The 17,356-nt window shown below is 72.9% G+C and carries 14 protein-coding genes; 5 read left to right on the top strand and 9 right to left on the bottom strand.

Going from position 1 to position 17,356, the window contains the following annotated elements; translation table 11 throughout:
* Nucleotides 1-186: 186 nt before the first annotated feature.
* Entirely contained in the window at nucleotides 187-888 is a 702-nt protein-coding gene (locus ACYVKX_RS19030) for a hypothetical protein (RefSeq protein ID WP_460835251.1), read from the top strand.
* Nucleotides 889-1,209: 321 nt separating this feature from the next.
* Entirely contained in the window at nucleotides 1,210-2,469 is a 1,260-nt protein-coding gene (locus ACYVKX_RS19025; RefSeq protein ID WP_460835250.1) for a phospholipase D-like domain-containing protein, read from the top strand.
* Between the two features lie 226 nt (nucleotides 2,470-2,695).
* On the opposite strand, the gene ACYVKX_RS19020 is transcribed toward ACYVKX_RS19025, so the two are convergent.
* Both ACYVKX_RS19020 and ACYVKX_RS19015 read right to left on the bottom strand, forming a co-directional pair.
* Nucleotides 2,696-3,625 carry a DNA-3-methyladenine glycosylase family protein gene (locus ACYVKX_RS19020; protein WP_460835249.1) on the bottom strand — a complete coding sequence of 310 codons (930 nt, stop codon included), beginning with the start codon at nucleotides 3,623-3,625 and terminating at the stop codon, nucleotides 2,696-2,698.
* A gap of 72 nt (nucleotides 3,626-3,697) precedes the next feature.
* The gene (locus tag ACYVKX_RS19015; RefSeq protein ID WP_460835248.1) at nucleotides 3,698-5,272 is read right to left on the bottom strand and encodes a hypothetical protein; all 1,575 of its coding nucleotides are present in this window, start codon (nucleotides 5,270-5,272) and stop codon (nucleotides 3,698-3,700) included.
* Nucleotides 5,273-5,363: 91 nt separating this feature from the next.
* Between ACYVKX_RS19015 and ACYVKX_RS19010 the strand changes: the two genes are divergently transcribed.
* Together ACYVKX_RS19010 and ACYVKX_RS19005 are read left to right on the top strand one after the other, a co-directional pair.
* Nucleotides 5,364-6,239 carry a hypothetical protein gene (locus ACYVKX_RS19010; RefSeq protein ID WP_460835247.1) on the top strand — a complete coding sequence of 292 codons (876 nt, stop codon included), beginning with the start codon at nucleotides 5,364-5,366 and terminating at the stop codon, nucleotides 6,237-6,239.
* Nucleotide 6,240: 1 nt separating this feature from the next.
* Nucleotides 6,241-6,786: an RNA polymerase sigma factor gene (locus ACYVKX_RS19005; protein ID WP_460835246.1), complete on the top strand. Its 546-nt coding sequence runs from the start codon at nucleotides 6,241-6,243 to the stop codon at nucleotides 6,784-6,786.
* Here ACYVKX_RS19005 and ACYVKX_RS19000 read toward each other — a convergent pair.
* Nucleotides 6,764-7,741, bottom strand: coding sequence for a 5'-3' exonuclease (locus ACYVKX_RS19000; protein ID WP_460835245.1), 978 nt, complete (start codon nucleotides 7,739-7,741; stop codon nucleotides 6,764-6,766). The two genes, ACYVKX_RS19005 and ACYVKX_RS19000, sit on opposite strands and share 23 nt — an antisense overlap.
* A complete protein-coding gene (locus ACYVKX_RS18995; RefSeq protein ID WP_460835244.1) occupies nucleotides 7,738-8,757 on the bottom strand; it encodes an App1 family protein in 1,020 nt (339 codons plus the stop codon). The genes ACYVKX_RS19000 and ACYVKX_RS18995 overlap by 4 nt, the downstream gene beginning before the upstream one ends.
* A gap of 42 nt (nucleotides 8,758-8,799) precedes the next feature.
* Here ACYVKX_RS18995 and ACYVKX_RS18990 point away from each other — a divergent pair, with 42 nt between their 5' ends.
* Nucleotides 8,800-10,326, top strand: coding sequence for an ATP-dependent DNA ligase (locus ACYVKX_RS18990; protein ID WP_460835243.1), 1,527 nt, complete (start codon nucleotides 8,800-8,802; stop codon nucleotides 10,324-10,326).
* Between the two features lie 77 nt (nucleotides 10,327-10,403).
* On the opposite strand, the gene ACYVKX_RS18985 is transcribed toward ACYVKX_RS18990, so the two are convergent.
* From ACYVKX_RS18985 to ACYVKX_RS18965, 5 genes are all read right to left on the bottom strand, one after another.
* A complete protein-coding gene (locus tag ACYVKX_RS18985; RefSeq protein WP_460835242.1) occupies nucleotides 10,404-11,012 on the bottom strand; it encodes an FMN reductase in 609 nt (202 codons plus the stop codon).
* A complete protein-coding gene (locus tag ACYVKX_RS18980) occupies nucleotides 11,009-12,133 on the bottom strand; it encodes an LLM class flavin-dependent oxidoreductase (protein ID WP_460835241.1) in 1,125 nt (374 codons plus the stop codon). Before ACYVKX_RS18980 ends, ACYVKX_RS18985 begins: the two co-directional genes overlap by 4 nt.
* 118 nt (nucleotides 12,134-12,251) lie before the next feature.
* Nucleotides 12,252-14,738, bottom strand: a complete 2,487-nt coding sequence (locus tag ACYVKX_RS18975) for a GcvT family protein (protein WP_460835240.1) — start codon at nucleotides 14,736-14,738, stop codon at nucleotides 12,252-12,254.
* Nucleotides 14,731-15,636, bottom strand: coding sequence for an LPS biosynthesis choline kinase (locus tag ACYVKX_RS18970; protein ID WP_460835239.1), 906 nt, complete (start codon nucleotides 15,634-15,636; stop codon nucleotides 14,731-14,733). The genes ACYVKX_RS18975 and ACYVKX_RS18970 overlap by 8 nt, the downstream gene beginning before the upstream one ends.
* 11 nt (nucleotides 15,637-15,647) lie before the next feature.
* The gene (locus ACYVKX_RS18965; RefSeq protein ID WP_460835238.1) at nucleotides 15,648-17,267 is read right to left on the bottom strand and encodes an amino acid permease; all 1,620 of its coding nucleotides are present in this window, start codon (nucleotides 17,265-17,267) and stop codon (nucleotides 15,648-15,650) included.
* Nucleotides 17,268-17,356: the final 89 nt, after the last annotated feature.

Genomic DNA, 17,356 nt, shown 5'->3' with positions numbered 1-17,356 from the left:
GCAGCTCGCCCAGGCCAGTCCGCGGAACCTCACCTGCCAATGGTCCGTTGATCAGCGATTCCCTAGACGGGACCGCCGACAGCCGACCGATCGAGGGAATCGGCGGAAACCCCGCGAATCCGACCAGAAGTCACTAGCGTCGCGGGCGGTTGTGCACGACAACCAACGAGCGAGGAGGACAGATCGGTGAGGAGACAACTGAAGGTGGGCGTGGCCGTCGTGGCCGCGGCAGGGCTGTTCGCGGCCGGCGGCATGAGCACGGCGGTGGCGGCGCGGCTGATCACGAGCGCCCAGATCAAGAACGGCACCATCAAGCCGGTCGACCTGAACAAGGGTCTCAACGCCAAGATCGACGCGGCCGGCACGCCCGGTCCGGCCGGGGAGCAGGGGCCCGCCGGGGCGCAGGGTCCCGCCGGGCAGCAGGGCCCCGCCGGGCAGCAGGGCCCCGCCGGTCCCGCGGGTCCCCAGGGGATCCCCGGAGCCGCCGGCATGACCGGTCTGGAATACCGCACCTGGGACTACATCTCAGGCGGCGCGCGCCCCGGTCGCGACGGTGAGGGGATCAGCTACGGCGGTGCCGGCAACGGCGCCATCGCCACGGTCGCCTGCTCGTCACCGTCGAAGACCGCGATCGCCGGCGGCGTCCAGTACATGGGCCTCCACGGGACCAACCCGAGCCTGGTGACCGACGGCGTCACGTCGTTCAACGGCGGCTGGACGATCGCGGACTCCTTCCCGGGCCGGATGGACTGGGACGGCACCGTGACCGGTACGGCGAACGCCGTCAAGCCCGGGCGGACCGACGGCTGGATCGTGCGGCTGATCTCGGCCAACGGCACACCGGGACCCATCGACGTCACCGTCTGGACGGTCTGCGTCGACGCCTGATCGCACGTGCACCGGCGACAGGCCCCGCGGCACCGCGGGGCCTGTCGCGTTCTCGCTGGATCGGCTCCGTGAGCCGCCACCTGCCTGCGCCGGGCGCTTGGGTGAGCGAAGAGACGTCGATCATGGCTCTACAATGTCTCAGCGCAACGCTGCTCACATCGTCTCAGCGCAGGCTCTCGCCTACTCCGATCGCAGTAGGTGCAGGCACCTTCTGCGCCGAGTTCCGCATGGACCTGCGACCTCTGGATGCCATCAGGTGCGTCGGTGCCTCGGGATCTCGACCGCTCGTTGCTCCAACTTCGCAACCACTAGATTGACCCCGTGAGCCGCCTCCTGCCCTCCCCGGACCGCGCGCTCCGATTGCTGCGACGCACCCTGCTCACCGTGGTCGGCATCCAGCTCGCACTCGCGATCGGGATGTCGCTGGTCGACTCCTACCGCCGTCGCGGGAAGAAGCCGAAGCCGTTCCCGGTCTCGCCCGTGCGCGAGGTGCCGGTGGGCGACGGCGCGCTGACGACGTACACCTTCGGGCAGGACCTGTACGACGCCATGCTGGACGCGATCGAGCGGGCGGAGCGGCAGATCCTGTTCGAGACCTACATCTGGAAGGGCGACGAGGTCGGCGAGCGGTTCAAGGCCGCGCTCGCCGCCGCCGCGGACCGCGGGGTGGAGGTCTACGCGATCTACGACGGCTTCGCGAACCTGGTGGTCTCGCCGCGGTTCAAGCGGTTCCCGCCGACGATGAAGGTGCTGCGCTACCCCATCTACCCGGCGGGCTGGAAGTTCTTCGACCTGGCCCGCTACGGCCGCGACCACCGCAAGATCCTCGTCGTCGACGACGCGGTCGGGTTCGTCGGCGGCTACAACGTCGGCACGGCGTACGCCACCGAGTGGCGCGACACCCACGTCCGCATCACCGGGCCCGGCGTATGGGACCTCAAGCGCGCGTTCGCGGACTTCTGGAACCTCAACCGCCGCCGCCGCATCGGTACGTCGGAGCGCCCGCTGCTGCTGGAGACGGCGTCGACCTGGGAGCCGCGGATCCGGTTCCACCGCAACGTGCCGCGGCTGTGGATGTTCCCCATCCGCTCGATGTACATCGAGGCGATCAACCGCTCCTCGCGCAACGTCTGGATGACCCAGGCGTACTTCTGCCCCGACCAGGACTTCGTCGACGCGATGAAGGACGCCGCCCGGCGCGGGGTCGACGTGCGGCTGCTGGTCCCGCTGAAGTCGAACCACATCGTGGCCGACTGGATCTCGCGCGGGTACTTCTCCCAACTCCTCGACGCCGGCGTGCGGATCTTCCGCTACCGCGACGCGATGGTGCACGCCAAGACCGCGACCATCGACGGCACCTGGACGACCGTCGGCACGGCGAACGTCGACCGGCTCAGCCTCCAGGGCAACTACGAGATCAACGTCGAGGTGATCGACGGCGCCTTCGCCGAGCACCTGGAGGACATCTACCGGGTCGACGAGTCGAACTGCCTCGAGCTCACCCGGAGCGAGTGGGAGGCGCGCGACCTGCACCGCAAGTTCACCGAGACGATCCTCGGGCCGCTGCGGCCGCTGCTGTAGTCGGCGCGCTGCGCACGCGGATTGGTCACCAACCGCAGAAGTGGAGCGCTCCCACCTGCGGTTGGTGACCAAACGACGCACCGTCCACCCGGACGGCCGACCCCGGCAGGGCCGCGACTGCGCTCGGACTCCGGACGATGCGGTTTGGTCACCAACCGCATGATTTCGGCGCCGAATGTTGCGGTTGGTGACCAAACGGCGCACGTCCACCCGCTCCGGAGACCTCTCAGCGGCGGGTCACCTTCGCCGGCAGATGCGTGCGCGGCGCCATCCGGGCGCCGTGACGCGGGCGCCGGCCGGCGACGAGCGCGACCAGCACCGGCACCCGGCCGCGGTGCGGCCGCCACGGCTCGAGGAACTCGGCCAGCTCGGCGTCGTCGAACGGCCGGCCGGCCACGGCCCAGCCGAGGTCCTGGGCCACGTGGTAGTCGCCGAACGAGACCGCGTCGGGGTCGCCGTGGGCGCGCTGGCGCACTTCGGCGGCGGTCCACACGCCGATGCCGGGCAGGCTGGTCAGCCGCCGCTCGGCCTCGTCGCCGGGCAGTCCCACGGTGCGCTCCAGCGCGTCCGCGACCCGCGCCGCGGTCACGAGCGCCCGGGAGCGGGCCGGGTCGACGTGCATCCGCAGCCACTCCCAGGACGGCACCTGCCGGATCGTCGCAGCGTCCGGCTGGACCCAGAGCCGGCGGTCGGCGCCCGGGCCGGGGGCGCGCTCGCCGTACCGGTGCACGAGCATCCGGAAGCCCGCGAACGCCTCCTGGCCGGTCACCCTCTGCTCGATGATCGCCGGGGTCAGCGCCTCCATGACCAGGCCGGAGCGGCCGATCCGCCAGTGGCCGTGGCGGCGCCAGCCCTCCTCGACCAACGGGTGGCGCGGCTCGAACCCGGTGACGTCGTCCTCCGCGCCGAGCAGCGCGGGCAGGCCGTCGAGCACCCACTCCGCACCCGGGCCCCACGCCTCGGCGCGGACGACGCCCTCGCCCGACCGGGTGCGTACGGCGAGCGTGGCCGGCCCGTCCGGCGTACGGATGCCGCGCCAGTGGGTGTCGCCCTCGACGCGGTAGGTCGGGTCCCCGGCCCCGCGCCTGTGGATGCCGAGCACCGAGCCGACCGGGCAGGGCCAGCCCGGCCGCCACTCCCGCACCCGCCCGTCCACGTCCGCGAGGATAGGCCCACGACGCTGCAGATCGAGGACCGCCACCGGCCCGCCTCCGGGTTGGTGAGCGCCTCAGCGCCGCCGTACCACCGCCGTCTGCCACGGGCCTCCCCGTGTCGTGGCGGAGGGCCGGAGCCGCGCGAGCAGGCGGTAGCAGCCCGCCTCGGCCGCGGGCATCCGCCACCGAGTCGCCGGGGGCCCGTCGAGGGTCGTGGTGCCGCGGCCGACCGTGCGCGCACCGGCCCAGCCGGCGCGGCCACATCGTGACGCGGAGGGGTCCGAGCGCAGCTCCAGCCGCCATCGGAGGACTGCTGGCGAGGTGCGCGTCTCGGGCGGCAGGCCGCGGACCGACGCCCGGGCGACGATGCCCCGGCGGCGAGGCTGGACGCGGTCGATCCGGAGCGCGGGCCGGGCGCGACCGAGGTACGTCACCGGCGAGGGGACGCCGCCGACGGCCCGGTTGCCCACCATGACGAGACCGGCCGCGCGGGTCCACCGCACGTCGGCGAGCGCGAGGCGGCCACGGCCCCCCGGCAGCTCGATCCTCGTCCAGCCGTCCGGCGTACGCCGCATCGCGTAGCCTCCGTCGAGCTCCGCGCCGGGACTGTCCTGGGTGCCGACCACCACCAGACCGGACGGCGGGAACGCGATGCCGGAGGCGCGACCCGCCCAGCCCGGCGTCTCGATCCTCGTCCAGCCGGACCCGTCCCAGCGCAGCAGCAGCGCCCGGCTCGGCGACGAGGGAGCCGGGAAGCTCATGCCCACGGCCCACAGCGCCCCGTCGGGTGCCGTCACCAGACGCTCGATCGTCCCGGAGACGCCGGTCGCGGGCAGCGGCACGGACGCCCAGGCGGTGCCGTCCCAGCGGTAGACCCGCGGTGTGGCCGCGGCCCGGTCGTACCCGGCCGTCCAGACCTCGCCTCCCGGCCTCGCCACGACGCTCAGGGGCACGTACGTCGCGGTGTCGGGCACCTCGACACGGCTCCACGCGGCGCCGTCCCAGCGGGCGACGAACGCCTCCCGGCGGGTCTGGACCCGACACATCTGCGTGCCGCCGACTGCCCCGTCCGGCTCAGCGGAGTCGACCAGGGTGACCGTCCCCACCGCCCAGGCATCGCCCGGCCCCGGAGCCGCCACCCCGGTGAAGCCGCCGTAGTAGAAGCGCTCGGGCACCGGGACCTCGGTCCGCACGAACCTCCCGCCCTCGAGCCGGGCGGCCAGCATCGGCCCGCCGCTCAGCTGCTCGACGTCGCACGGCTGCGGACCGGCGGGGACGTCGGAGTCGCCCAGCGCCCAGGCGCCGCCCCCCGGCGCGGTGGTGAAGACCTTGGCCATGTTCCAGACCGACATTCCCGGCGCCGCCGGGGGCATGGCGAGCCGCTGCCACGACCCTCCGGGCAGCGTGCGCCGCAGGACCACCGGACGCCACTGCCCGCCGGACCGGCTCGCGCGGAAGCCGGTGGCCCAGAGCTGGTCGTCGTCCAGAGCGGCGCTGACGATGGCGCCGTTCCGGAACGGGTGGTCGGCGGGGAAGCTCTCCGGCCGCGCTGCCGCCGCGGGGCCCGGCGCCCAGACGAGGGACAGGACGGCGGCGAGGGCGGCAATGGCGACGAGGAGGACACGGTTGGCCGGGTTGACTGGGTGCACGTCCCATAGACGCCGCACCCGGGCGCCCGCGTGACACGTAACGCCCCGACATGTAGGTGTGAAGGCACCCGCCGAACAGCTGGAGGACCCCATGTCGACGCCCTCGTGGACCGAGGACCATGCCCGCCTGGTCGCCGGGACGGCACCACCCGTCGTCCCGGCACCGACCGATGCGGAGGTGCACCGGGTCTGGAGCCTGGTCACCGCGGCAGTCGAGTCGCCGGCACCGTCGCGACGCCGACGGGGGCGGCGGCGGGTCGCCATCGGAGCCGGAGTCGCCGCGGTCGTGCTCGGACTGTCCGGCGTGGCGACCGCCGACCTGCTGAGCGCGCGGACCGGCGAGCTCAACACCGACCCCGAGAGCATCCGGCTCGGCGGGCCCGGGGAGCTGATCGACCCGCGGGGCAGCGACTACGAGCAGGTGCTGCGCGAGGAGATCGCCGACATCCCGTTCCCCTCGGACGAGGCGCGCGACATCGCGGTGGCGGACCAGGTGCGGTTCGCCCGGCGAGACGTCCGGAGCATGAAGATCGCACAGGAGCGCGGTGACGCGGACTGGCGCATCCAGTACATCACCGGTGGCATGCGGGCCGAGGCCGCGCGGGCGGCCATCTGCTCCTGGGCGAACAGCTGGGCCGCCGCCACGACCTCCGGTGACGCGTCCGGGCGCGCCGAGGCGATCGAGATGCTCGAGGGCTCCCGCGGCTGGCCGGCCGTCACCGACATCGACCCGGTCCAGACGATCGAGCCGGCGGAGTCCACGGTCGTCGACCAGGAGACCGGCGAGACCCGGCGGGTGACCTACCAGGACAACACGCCCTTCGGCTACCTCCCGCTCGTCGTGGCGGCCGCCCGCGGCACCGACCTGCAGGCGATGGGCCGGCCGTTCGTCGAGTTCACCCGCTGCGTGCCCGCGCTCGTGCCCGATCTCCCCAGCGCGGTCCCGGCCGAGCTCCGGGAGCGGTGAGATGCGCCGGCCCCTGACCGAGCACGAGTTCGAGGAGCTCTACCGCGCGACGGTCCGCGATCTCGTGGGCTACCTGCGCCGGCGCGGCTCGACCGACCCGGAGAACGACGCCGCCGAGGTGTACGCCGTCGCCTGGCGCCGGCGGGCCGAGCTGCCCGGCCCGTTGCTCCGTCGGGCCTGGCTCTTCGGCGCCGCCGCGAAGGTGTTGCAGGCAGGTCACCGCCGCCGGACCCGGGAGGACCAGGCGGCGGCCGAGCTCGCGCAGCGGCCCGCGGAGGCGGACCCGCACTGCGGGTCGTCCGCCACGACCGCGGTCATGGCGGACGCGATGGACCGACTCTCCCCCGGCGACCGGGAGATCCTGCGCCTCGTCGAGTGGGAGCGCCTGACTCCGGCCGAGCTCGCCACGGCGCTCGGCGTCCGGCCGGGAACGGCGCGGGTGAGGCTGCACCGCGCCCGGCAGGCGCTGGCGGGCGACCCGGCCGTGCGCGCGCTCGTCGACCGGCGGCGGACCTGCGGAGCCGCTACCGCGCCGGCGGCTCCGTGAGCACCCGCAGCGCCAGGTCCGTCGTCGCGGGTACGCCGAGGTAGCCGACCACTCGCGAGACCCGGTCGGCGTCCAGCGGCAGGAGCCCCGGGCTGCCCGGCAGGTCGGGCGTCAGGCCGAGGTCGAGGTCGGTGCGGCCGGACATGATCGAGAGGTTGAACTCGAACCGCTCCCGAGCCGCCGGCGTGGCCAGCCTCTTGAGCACGCTCGCGCCGATGCGCGGCCGGCCGGCCTCCACGCAGTAGGAGTCCAGCGTGGCGACGAGTGTCGCGCCGCCGCAGTGGTCGAGGTCGGCCCACACCGCGTCCATCGAGCCCATCTGCTCCAGCAGCACCGCGGCCGTCTTCTCGCCGAAGCCCGGCACGCCGGGCAGGTTGTCGCTGGGATCGCCGCGCAGCGCGGCGTAGTGGAGGTAGTGCTCGGCCGCGATCCCGTACATCGCCCGCAGACGCGAGGGGTTGAGCAGCGGCGAGCCGTTGATGCCGCCGCTGATCAGCCGCAGCACCTGGGTGTGCTCGCCGATGTGGGCGAACGCGTCCCGGTCGGAGGTGATGAGCACGCACCGCCAGCCGTGCTGCTCGGCCCAGGTCGCCGCCGTCGCGTTGACGTCGTCGGCCTCCAGCCCCTGCGGGGTGACGGTGAGCAGGCCGAGCGCGTCCAGCAGCGCGCCGGCGCGCTCGAGCTGGTCGACGAGCGCCGGGTCCTTCTCCGCGCGGCCGGCCTTGTACGCCGGGTACGCCGCCTCCCGCACCGACGAGGTCCGGTCGTCGAGCCCGAACAGCACCGCGGCCGGCGCGAATGCGTCGATCGCGTCCAGGATCTGGCGGAGCATGCCGTGCAGCGCCCAGACCGGGCGGCCGCTGCGGTCGCGCAGGCCCGACTCCGCGCGGGCGTGGTGGTTGCGGTGGAGCAGCGACGGCGCGTCGACCGCCAGCAGCAGGCGTCGGCTTGTCACAGCAGCCCGATCGAGGTGGCATGGCGGCGTACCGCATCGCTGTCGGCGGCGAGCACGAACGGCACCTCCGCGTCCCAGCCGTCGGCGACCGCCTCGACGCGGCCGTCGCCGGGGTCGAGGCGGACCTCGCGGATGTAGACGGCGAGGATCCGGCCGGGGTGCGCGCGGACGACGTCGGCGTAGATCTGCGGGTCCTTCTCGCCGGAGTCGCCGATGAGCACGAACGGCAGCTGCGGGTGCAGCGACAGGATCTCCTCGATCCGCTCGTGCTTGCGGGTGCGCCCGTCCGCGGTGCCGACGAGGTCGCGCAGCAGCAGCGGGCCGAGCGGGAAGTCGCGGTGGCGCAGGAACCGCCGGAGGAACGAGTGCAGGTTCCACGGACTCGACGAGACGTAGAAGACCGGGTTGCGGTCGCCGTCGGCGAGGTCGCGGTAGAGCTCGGGCGCGCCCTCGAACGGCGTGCGGGTCAGCTCCGAGCCGGCGAACGTCTGCAGCAGCATCTCCCCCACCCGCTGCACCCCGGTCTCGATGATCGTGTCGTCGACGTCGGAGACGACGCCGAACCGCGCGTCCGCGGCCGGCACCCGTACCGGCACGTCGGTGCGGAACGGGTCGAGCAGCCCGCGGTAGGGCACCGCCAGCTCGACCGTGCCGGTGACCCACGGGCCCTCGGGATCCGTCGGCGCGAGCTCGATGCGGAAGTAGCCCTCCCGGTCGGTGCGCACCTCGCTGACCGCGTCGCCGACGGTGATCCGGAGGGGTACGTCGGGCAGCTCGTCGGTCACGAACTGGCGCAGGCTCCGGCGCAGCGCCGCGCCGACGCCCTCGCCCTCGACCGCCTCGGACGGCGGCGGGTTGTCAAGCACCCGGCCGCGCACCACGACGCCCGCGGCGCCACCGTGCCCGCCGTACCCGTCGATCCGGAAGTTCTCGGGCGCCGTGCGGGCCCGTCGGCTGCGGCGCAGCCCGTCCCACAGGTGCTCCACTCCGACGAGCGCCCGCTGCCTCCTGCCCACCGTCCCAACCTACTGTCGGTGCGCTCCGCTTGAATGAGAAGCGTGCTGCTCGCCGACGTCGTCGCCACCTCCGCTGCCGTCGCCGCGACCCGGTCCCGCAAGGCCAAGGTCGCGGCGATCGCCGCGCTGCTCTCCGTGGCCGCGCCGGAGGAGGTCGAGACGGTGACCGCGTACGTCGGCGGCGCGCTGCGCCAGCGGCGCACCGGGCTCGGCTGGCGGGGGCTGTCCTCGCTGCCGGCGCCGACCACCTCGTCCACGCTGACCGTGCTGGCGGTGCACGAGGCGTTCGATCGGCTGGCCGCGCTGTCCGGGAGCGGCTCCCAGGCCGCCCGCGCCGCCGCGGTGGCCGACCTGTTCGGCCGCGCGACCGCCGACGAGCAGCAGTGGCTGCGCGGCGTCGTGACCGGCGCGGTGCGGCAGGGCGCCCTCGACTCGCTGGTCCAGGAGGGGCTCGCGGCCGCGGCGAACGTCCCGCTGACCGCCGTACGCCGGGCGGCGATGCTGGGCGGCTCGACGGTGGCGGTCGCGCGGGTGGCGTTCTCCGGGGTGCCTGCCCTGGAGGAGGTCGTGCTCGAGGTGGGCCGCCCGGTGCTGCCGATGCTCGCCTCCAGCGCGTCCGACGTGGCGGCGGCGTTGGCGAAGGCGGGTGGCGGCGACGAGGTCGCGGTCGACCGCAAGCTCGACGGCATCCGGATCCAGGTGCACCGCTGCGGGCCCGACGTGGTCGTCGCGACCCGGTCGCTGGAGGACATCACCGGCCGGCTGCCCGAGGTCGTCTCGGTCGCGCTGGCGTTGCCGGCGGAGTCCTTCGTGCTCGACGGCGAGGCGATCGCCCTCGACGAGGCGGGCCGGCCACGGCCGTTCCAGGAGACCGCGTCGCGCACCGCGATGGGCGAGGCCCCGCGACGTGGGCAGAGCGCGGTCACGCCGTACTTCTTCGACCTGCTGCACCTCGACGGCGCCGACCTGCTCGACTCCCCCGCCTCGGAGCGGGCGGCGGCGCTGGAGCGTCTCGTGCCCGAGCGGTTCCGCGTGCCGCGGCTGGTGACCTCCTCGGCCACCGAGGCGGAGGCGTTCCTCGCCGACGCCCTCGGCTCCGGGCACGAGGGCGTCGTGGTGAAGAGCCTCGCGGCGCCCTACGACGCCGGCCGTCGGGGCGCCTCGTGGGTCAAGGTGAAGCCGGTGCACACCCTCGACCTGGTCGTGCTCGCGGTCGAGTGGGGCTCCGGCCGCCGGCGGGGGTGGCTGTCCAACATCCACCTCGGCGCGCGCGATCCCACCGGCGGCTTCGTGATGCTGGGCAAGACGTTCAAGGGCATGACCGACGAGATGCTCGCCTGGCAGACCGGGCGGTTCACCGAGCTCGCCGACGGCCCGACCGACGGCTGGGTCGTGCCCGTGCGGCCGGAGCAGGTCGTGGAGATCGCGTTCGACGGCGTGCAGCGGTCCACGCGCTACCCCGGCGGCGTCGCACTGCGCTTCGCCCGGGTGGTCCGCTACCGCGACGACAAGCCGGTCGAGGAGATCGACGCAATCGACACGGTGCGGGGTTTCCTGGCGGGCGGCTGATCGGACACGCACCTGACGTGTCTGCTGCCTTTCCGTGTCGCCGGCCAAACGTCAGGGACTATCCCGACTCGGCACGATCAGGCGCCGCGGAGCAGGTCCGCGAACGGGGTCGGGTCGGCCAGCTCGTCCTCGACCGTCCGCGGCCTCCGACGCGGTACGCCGCCCAGCAGCGCCGCCAGCTCGCCGGCCGCCCGGTCGACGCGGGCGTCCAGGCCGACGTCGCCGAAGTCCTCGCTGGCGGCGAAGACGCCGGTCGGGACCACGACCGCGTGCAGGTGGGAGAACAGCGGCCGCAGCGCGTGCTCGAGCACCAGCGAGTGGCGGGCGGTGCCCGCGGTGGCGCCGATGAGCACCGGGACGCCGGCGAGCGTGTCGGGCTCCAGGACGTCGAAGAACGTCTTGAACAGCCCGGAGTAGCTCGCCGAGAACACCGGCGTCACCACGATGAGCGCGTCCGCGCGGCGTACCGTCTCGATGGCCCGCGCCAGCTCGCCGGTGGCGAACCCGGTCAGCAGGTGGTCGGCGAGCGGGTGCGCCAGCGGGCGCAGCTCGATCACGTCCACCTCGACCGGCTCGTGCAGCGCGGCGACGGTGGCCGCGGCCAGCCGGTCGGCGAGCAGCCGGCTGGACGAGGGAACGCTCAGGCCGGCACTGATGACGGCGAGCTCGAAGTGAGGTCGGCTCATACGGAGGCTCCGGTGACGTCGTCGACCGCGTGGACGGTCGTGTCGTGGGCGCCGCCGGATGCCGCGACGAGCGCGGCGTGCGTGGGCGCGTCGGGGATGTGGGCGGGCCGGCCCTCGGCGAAGCCCCTGCGCATCTCGGGGAGGATCTCGCCGAGCAGGTCGAGCTGCTCCAGCACGGTCTTGAGCGGCAGCCCGGCGTGGTCGACCAGGAACAGCTGGCGCTGGTAGTGGCCGGCGTACTCGCGGAACGACAGCGTCCGCTCCAGCACCTGCTGGGGCGAGCCGACGGTCAGCGGCGTGGCCTCGGTGAAGTCCTCCATCGAGGGGCCGTGGCCGTAGACGGGGGCGTTGTCGAAGTAGGGGCGGAACTCGTCCCACGCGTCCTGGCTGTCGCGTCGCATGAAGAACTGGCCGCCGAGGCCGACGATCGCGGTGTCCGCCGGGCCGTGGCCGTAGTGCTCGAAGCGGCGCCGGTAGAGATCGACCATCTGCCGGGTGTGGCCAGCCGGCCAGAAGATGTGGTTGTGGAAGAAGCCGTCGCCGTAGTACGCCGCCTGCTCGGCGATCTCGGGGCTGCGGATCGAGCCGTGCCAGACGAACGGCGCGACGCCGTCCAGCGGCCGCGGGGTCGAGGTGTAGCCCTGGAGCGGTGTGCGGAACTTGCCCTCCCAGTTGACGACGTCCTCGTCCCAGAGCCGGCGCAGCAGCGCGTAGTTCTCGATCGCCAGCGGGATGCCCTGGCGGATGTCCTTGCCGAACCACGGGTAGACCGGGCCGGTGTTGCCGCGGCCCATCATCAGGTCGACGCGGCCGTCGGTGAGGTGCTGGAGCTTCGCGTAGTCCTCCGCGATCAGCACCGGGTCGGTGGTGGTGATCAGCGTGGTCGCGGTCGAGAGGATGATGCGCTCGGTCTTCGCGCCGATGTAGGCGAGGGTCGCGGTCGGGTTCGACGCGACGAACGGCGGGTTGTGGTGCTCGCCGGTCGCGAACACGTCCAGCCCGACCTCCTCGGCCTTCCGCGCGATCTCGACCGTCGCCTTGATCCGCTCGTGCTCGGTGGGGGTCCGGCCGGTCGTCGGGTCCGGCGTCACGTCGCCGACGCTGAAGATGCCGATCTGCATGTCGCTCCCTGTCCTCTGCCGGTCGCGGGTAGTTGAATCCCGTACGATCCTCGCAACCACGGACCCGTCGGCGCTATTCCTGCCACCATCCTCGGGGCGGCCCTCGCGCCGCGGGACGTCATACGGACCGAGGAACCGCTGACTCTGTCCGTATGACGTCCGCAGCAGCCGGCGCACGTCGGCCCGGCGGCGCCTTCAACGAGCACCGTACGGCGTACCGCTCGCCCGCCACGTCGACCTCGAAGCCGCCCTCGGCCAGCCAGGCGGACGTGACAGGGCCGTCGTGGCGCAGGTAGGCCAGGCCGACGCAGGAGCCGACGGTCGCGCCCCAGGCGGCGCTGGTGACCTGGCCGACGGGGGCACCGTCGCGGAGCACCAGTTCGCCGCCCCAGAGCATGGGGTCGGGCGAGTCGACGACCAGCGACACCAGCCGCCGCCGCGGGCCGCCCTCGGCCAGCGCGGCACGGTGCCCCTCCAACGCGGCCCGGCCGAGGAAGTCCTTGCTCCCGCTCAGCGCCGTGGCGAACACCAGCCCGGCCTCGACCGGCCCGTAGTCCGGGGTGAGCTCGCGACCGAAGGCGCGGTAGCCCCGCTCCAGCCGGAGCGACTCGATCGCGTAGTACCCCGCATCGGTGCCGTCGAGCGCGTCGTAGACCGTCACCGCGTCGTCGACCGGCACCATCAGCTCCCAGCCCAGCTCGCCGACGTAGGTCATCCGCGTGGCCCGCAGACACACGCCCGCGACCGTCACCTCCCGCGAGGTCGCGAACGCGAAGCCCTCCTCGGACCAGTCGTCGTCCGACAGCGACGCGAGCAGCGACCGCGAGCGTGGCCCCATCACCCCGAGCACGGCGTAGTCGGACGTGACGTCGGAGGCCGGTACGCCGTGGCGGGCCAGCCAGTCCAGGTCGCGCACGGTCGTCGCCGACGACGAGACGAGCAGGAACGACGACGGCCCGGTGCGCGTCACCGTCAGGTCCGCCTCGTAGGTCCCGCGCGAGTTGAGGAACGGCGTGTAGACGCAGCGCCCGACCGGCACGTCGACGTCGGCGGCGCACACCCACTGGAGCCGCTCGAGCGCGGACGGCCCCTCGACGGCGTACTTGGAGAACGAGGTCTGGTCGAAGACGGCCACGTCGGTGCGGCAGGCGACCTGCTCGGCCGACGACCACGGCAGCCAGGACGGCCTGCCCCAGGAGTACTCCAGCGCCGGGCCGAAGACGTTCGGCCGCTCCCAGCCCATCCGCGTCCCGAAGATCGCCCCGGCGTCGGCCAGGCGGGAGTGCAGCGGCGACGTCCGCTGCGGCCGGCCGGACTCGAGCTCGCGGTTGGGCCACGGCACCGCGTAGTGCAGGCCCAGCACCTCCGACACCCGCGACCGCAGCCAGTCGTTCGAGCCGTGGAACGGCGCGAACCGGCGTACGTCGACGCCGACCAGGTCGTCCTGCGGCTCGCCGGCCACGATCCACTCGGCGAGCGCGCGGCCGGCGCCGCCGGCCGACGCGATGCCGACCGAGTTGAACCCGGCCCCGACGAAGAACCCGCGCAGCTCGGGCGCCTCGCCGAGCAGGAACTGGTTGTCCGGCGTGAACGACTCCGGGCCGTTGTAGAACGTGCGGATGCCGGTCTCCGCGAGCGCCGGGATCCGCACCAGCGCCTCGTCCATGAGCACCGAGAAGTGGTCCCAGTCCTCCTCCAGCAGCTGGAACTCGAACGGGTACGGCAGGTCGTCGGGCGAGCGCCACGGCTTCGCCTCCGGCTCGAAGCCGCCGACCACCAGCCCGCCGGTCTCCTCCTTGAAGTAGGTCCAGCCGTCCGGGTCGCGCATGATCGGCAGGTCCGGGTGCGTGCCCGGCACCGCCTCGGTGACGACGTAGAAGTGCTCGGCCGAGTGCAGCGGCACGGTCACGCCGGCCAGCGCGCCCACGGCCTTCGCCCACTGCCCGGCGCAGTTGACCACCACCTCGGCCTCGACGCTCTGCCTGTCTCCGGCCTGGTCGGTGCGTACGCCGGTGACCCGGCCGCCGGCGACGTCGAAGCCGGTCACTCGCACCCGTTCGACGATCCGCGCGCCGCGCTGCCGAGCGCCCCTCGCGAGCGACTGCGTCAGGTCCGCCGGGTCGACCCTGCCGTCGCCCGGCAGCCAGATCGCGCCGAGCAGGTCGTCGACCCGCATCGGCGGCCAGAGCTCCTGCGCCCGCGCGGGCGAGACCAGCTCGCAGGGCAGGTCGTAGGCGACCGCGTTGGCGGCGGTACGCCGCAGCTGCACCATCCGGTCCTCGGTGCGGGCGACGATCACGCCGCCCACGTTGCGGTAGCCGGTCGCCAGCCCGGTCTCCTCCTCGAGCGCGGCGTACAGCTCGGCGGAGTACTGCACCAGCCGGGTGCCGCCCTCGGACGCCCGCAGCGGCCCGACCAGCCCGGCGGCGTGCCAGGTGGTGCCGCACGACAGCGTGCCCTGCTCGAGCAGGAGCACGTCGGTCCAGCCGAGCCTCGTCAGGTGGTAGGCGACCGACGTGCCGATCACGCCCCCGCCGACGATGACGACCCGAGCCCGAGAGGGAAGGTGGTTTCGAGACGGTTGCTGCGCAACCTCCTCAACCACCGTCGCTCACCTCCCGGAGCAAGCCCGGCAGGTCGGGGCCGCGGAACGTCGCCGCCGCCTTCTCGTAGCGCTCCATCCCCCACCCGCGGAAGTCGTAGTCGATCGGGCTGGCCGCGGCCTGGATGAAGCCCCACAGCGACCAGCCGTACTCGCTGCACAGCATCTGCAGCCGCACCCGCGCGAGGTCCGACGGGCGGGGCGAGCCGAAGTACGCCTCGACGTACGCCTCGACCTGCTCGGGCGTCAGGTTGCACTCGGTCGCGGTGTTGCCGAGCTCGAAGCACGGGTCGTTGTTGCCGGAGTACTCGTAGTCGATCAGCCACACCCGGTCGCCGTCGTCGATGAAGTTCGCGGCGAGCAGGTCGTTGTTGCAGGGCACGGTCGGCCGCGCCGCCGCGCCGAGCGCGCGGCGTACCTCCGCCCAGGCGTCGGCGTGGTCGTCGTACCCGTCCGGCACCCAGTAGCCGTTCTCCCGCACCGTGCGGAGGTACGCCGCCTGGCGGCTGAACATGTCGAAGTCGCCGGTGAACCGCGGCCCGGCGTGCAACCTCCGGCAGGCGTCGGCGGCCCGGGACAGGACTCCCGGGTCGGCGAAGTCCGGATCGTCCAGCGCGTCTCCCTGGAGGAAGGCGATGACCAGCATCGACAGGTCGGGCCGGTACTCGACGACGCCCGCCCCGACGCCCGACGCCGCGGCTGCACGGGTGTTGGCGGCCTCGGCGTCCCGGTCGATCCCGAGGAGGGCGGCGTCGCCGCGCGACCACCGCACCACCAGGTCGAGCTCACCGTCGTCCGTCACGACGTGCAGGTTGCGGTTGGTCAGCCCACCGGGCAGGTCCGCGACGCGCCAGGACCGCCCCGCCAGGCAGGCGAGGCGGTCCAGCGCGGGCTCCTCCACTGTGCGGACGGTCAGTCGTCGAACGCCTCGACCACCGCCCGGTCGATCGTGTGCTGCGGTCCCTTGAACCAGTGCTTGGCCGAGGCCTGCCACCAGATCCAGAGGATCAGCAGCGAGCCGAGGGTCAGGATCGGGGCGTAGTTCACGAACTTCCACGAGAAGCTGTCGTTCCACGGGATGCCCTGCGGGACGAACGGCAGGATGAAGTAGACGCAGATGATCGCGATCTCGGCCACCGCGACGATGTTCATCCACTTGTACTTGCTGCCGTTGGTCCACGAGCCCGGCACGAACGCGTCGCCCATCCGCCAGCGCAGCCAGATCGGGATGAGGAAGGCCAGGTAGAGGCCGATCACCGCGACCGAGACGACGGCGTAGAACGCGGTCGGCACGATCAGCGGATCGTCCTCGGTGCCGACGTTGACCTCGACCAGCGCCGGCAGCGTGATCAGCGCGGCGACGACCGCCACGAGCATCACCGCGTTCGCCGGCACCTTGCTGGAGCTGACCTTCGACCACAGGCCGGAGCCCGGGATCGCCTTGTCGCGGCTGAACGCGAACGTCATCCGCGAGGCGCTGGTCATGCAGGCGGTCGAGCAGAAGAACTGCCCGACGGCCGAGACCAGCAGCACCGTCGCCGCGAGGTCGGTCGAGAGCGCCGAGGTGAAGATGTAGGCCACGCCTCCCTTGCCGACCCCGGCGTTGTCGGGACTGCCCGCGGGGTTGTCCGGGATCGCGAACAGCACCGCCAGCAGGAGCAGCCACCCGCCGATCGCCGAGTAGAAGATCGAGCGCCAGATGCCCTTCGCCGCGCCCTCGGACGCCGCCTGGGTCTCCTCGGAGAGGTGGGCGGAGGCGTCGAAGCCGGTGATCGTGTATTGCGTCAGCAGCAGCCCGAACGGGATCACGAGGAACCAGTACTGCATGGAGTCCGTCGCGCCACCGGAGTAGCCGGAGTTGTTGAACCGCTCGGTGAACACGTAGCTGAAGCTCTGGTGGTCGTCCGGCACGACGACCAGCACGACGATGATGAACGCGGCGCCGAGGACGTGCCACCACACCGAGACGTTGTTGAGGATCGCCATCAGGTGACCGCTGAAGATGTTGAGCACGCCGGCCAGCGCGAGCACCACGACGAAGGTGATGAACACCCGGCTGAGCGAGTAGCTCTCGGCGTACGACGTCGAGAACGTGCTCAGTGTCAGGTCGATGAACGTCGCGCAGCCGTAGGCGACCGACGCGGTCACCGCGACGAGGCCGATCAGGTTCAGCCACCCGGTGAAGAAGCCGGCGCGGGCACCGCCCATCTTGGCGGCCCACCAGTAGATGCCGCCCGACGTCGGGTACGCCGACACCAGCTCGGACATCGTGAACCCGATGAGCAGGATGAAGGCCGAGACGATCGGCCAACCCCACGAGATGGCGATCGGGCCGCCGTTGTTGAACCCCTGGCCGAACGTGGTGAAGCAGCCGGCGAGGATCGAGATGATCGAGAAGGAGATGGCGAAGTTCGAGAACCCGGACCAGGTCCGGCTGAGCTCCTGCTTGTACCCGAGTCTCGCCAGGGTCTTCTCGTCCTCGTTCAGCTCCGGGACCGGGTGAGTCGGGATCGGCTCGTGTGCTTCAGGCATTGCGCCACCCTCCGAATGGACGATCGTGCGAACGTGAACCGGACGCTAGACCCGCCCCGAACGGGGTGTAAATGGGTTCCCGTAAAATT

The sequence above is a fragment of the Nocardioides hungaricus genome, from assembly GCF_054782915.1.
This window is presented reverse-complemented; position numbering and strand designations above follow the sequence as displayed.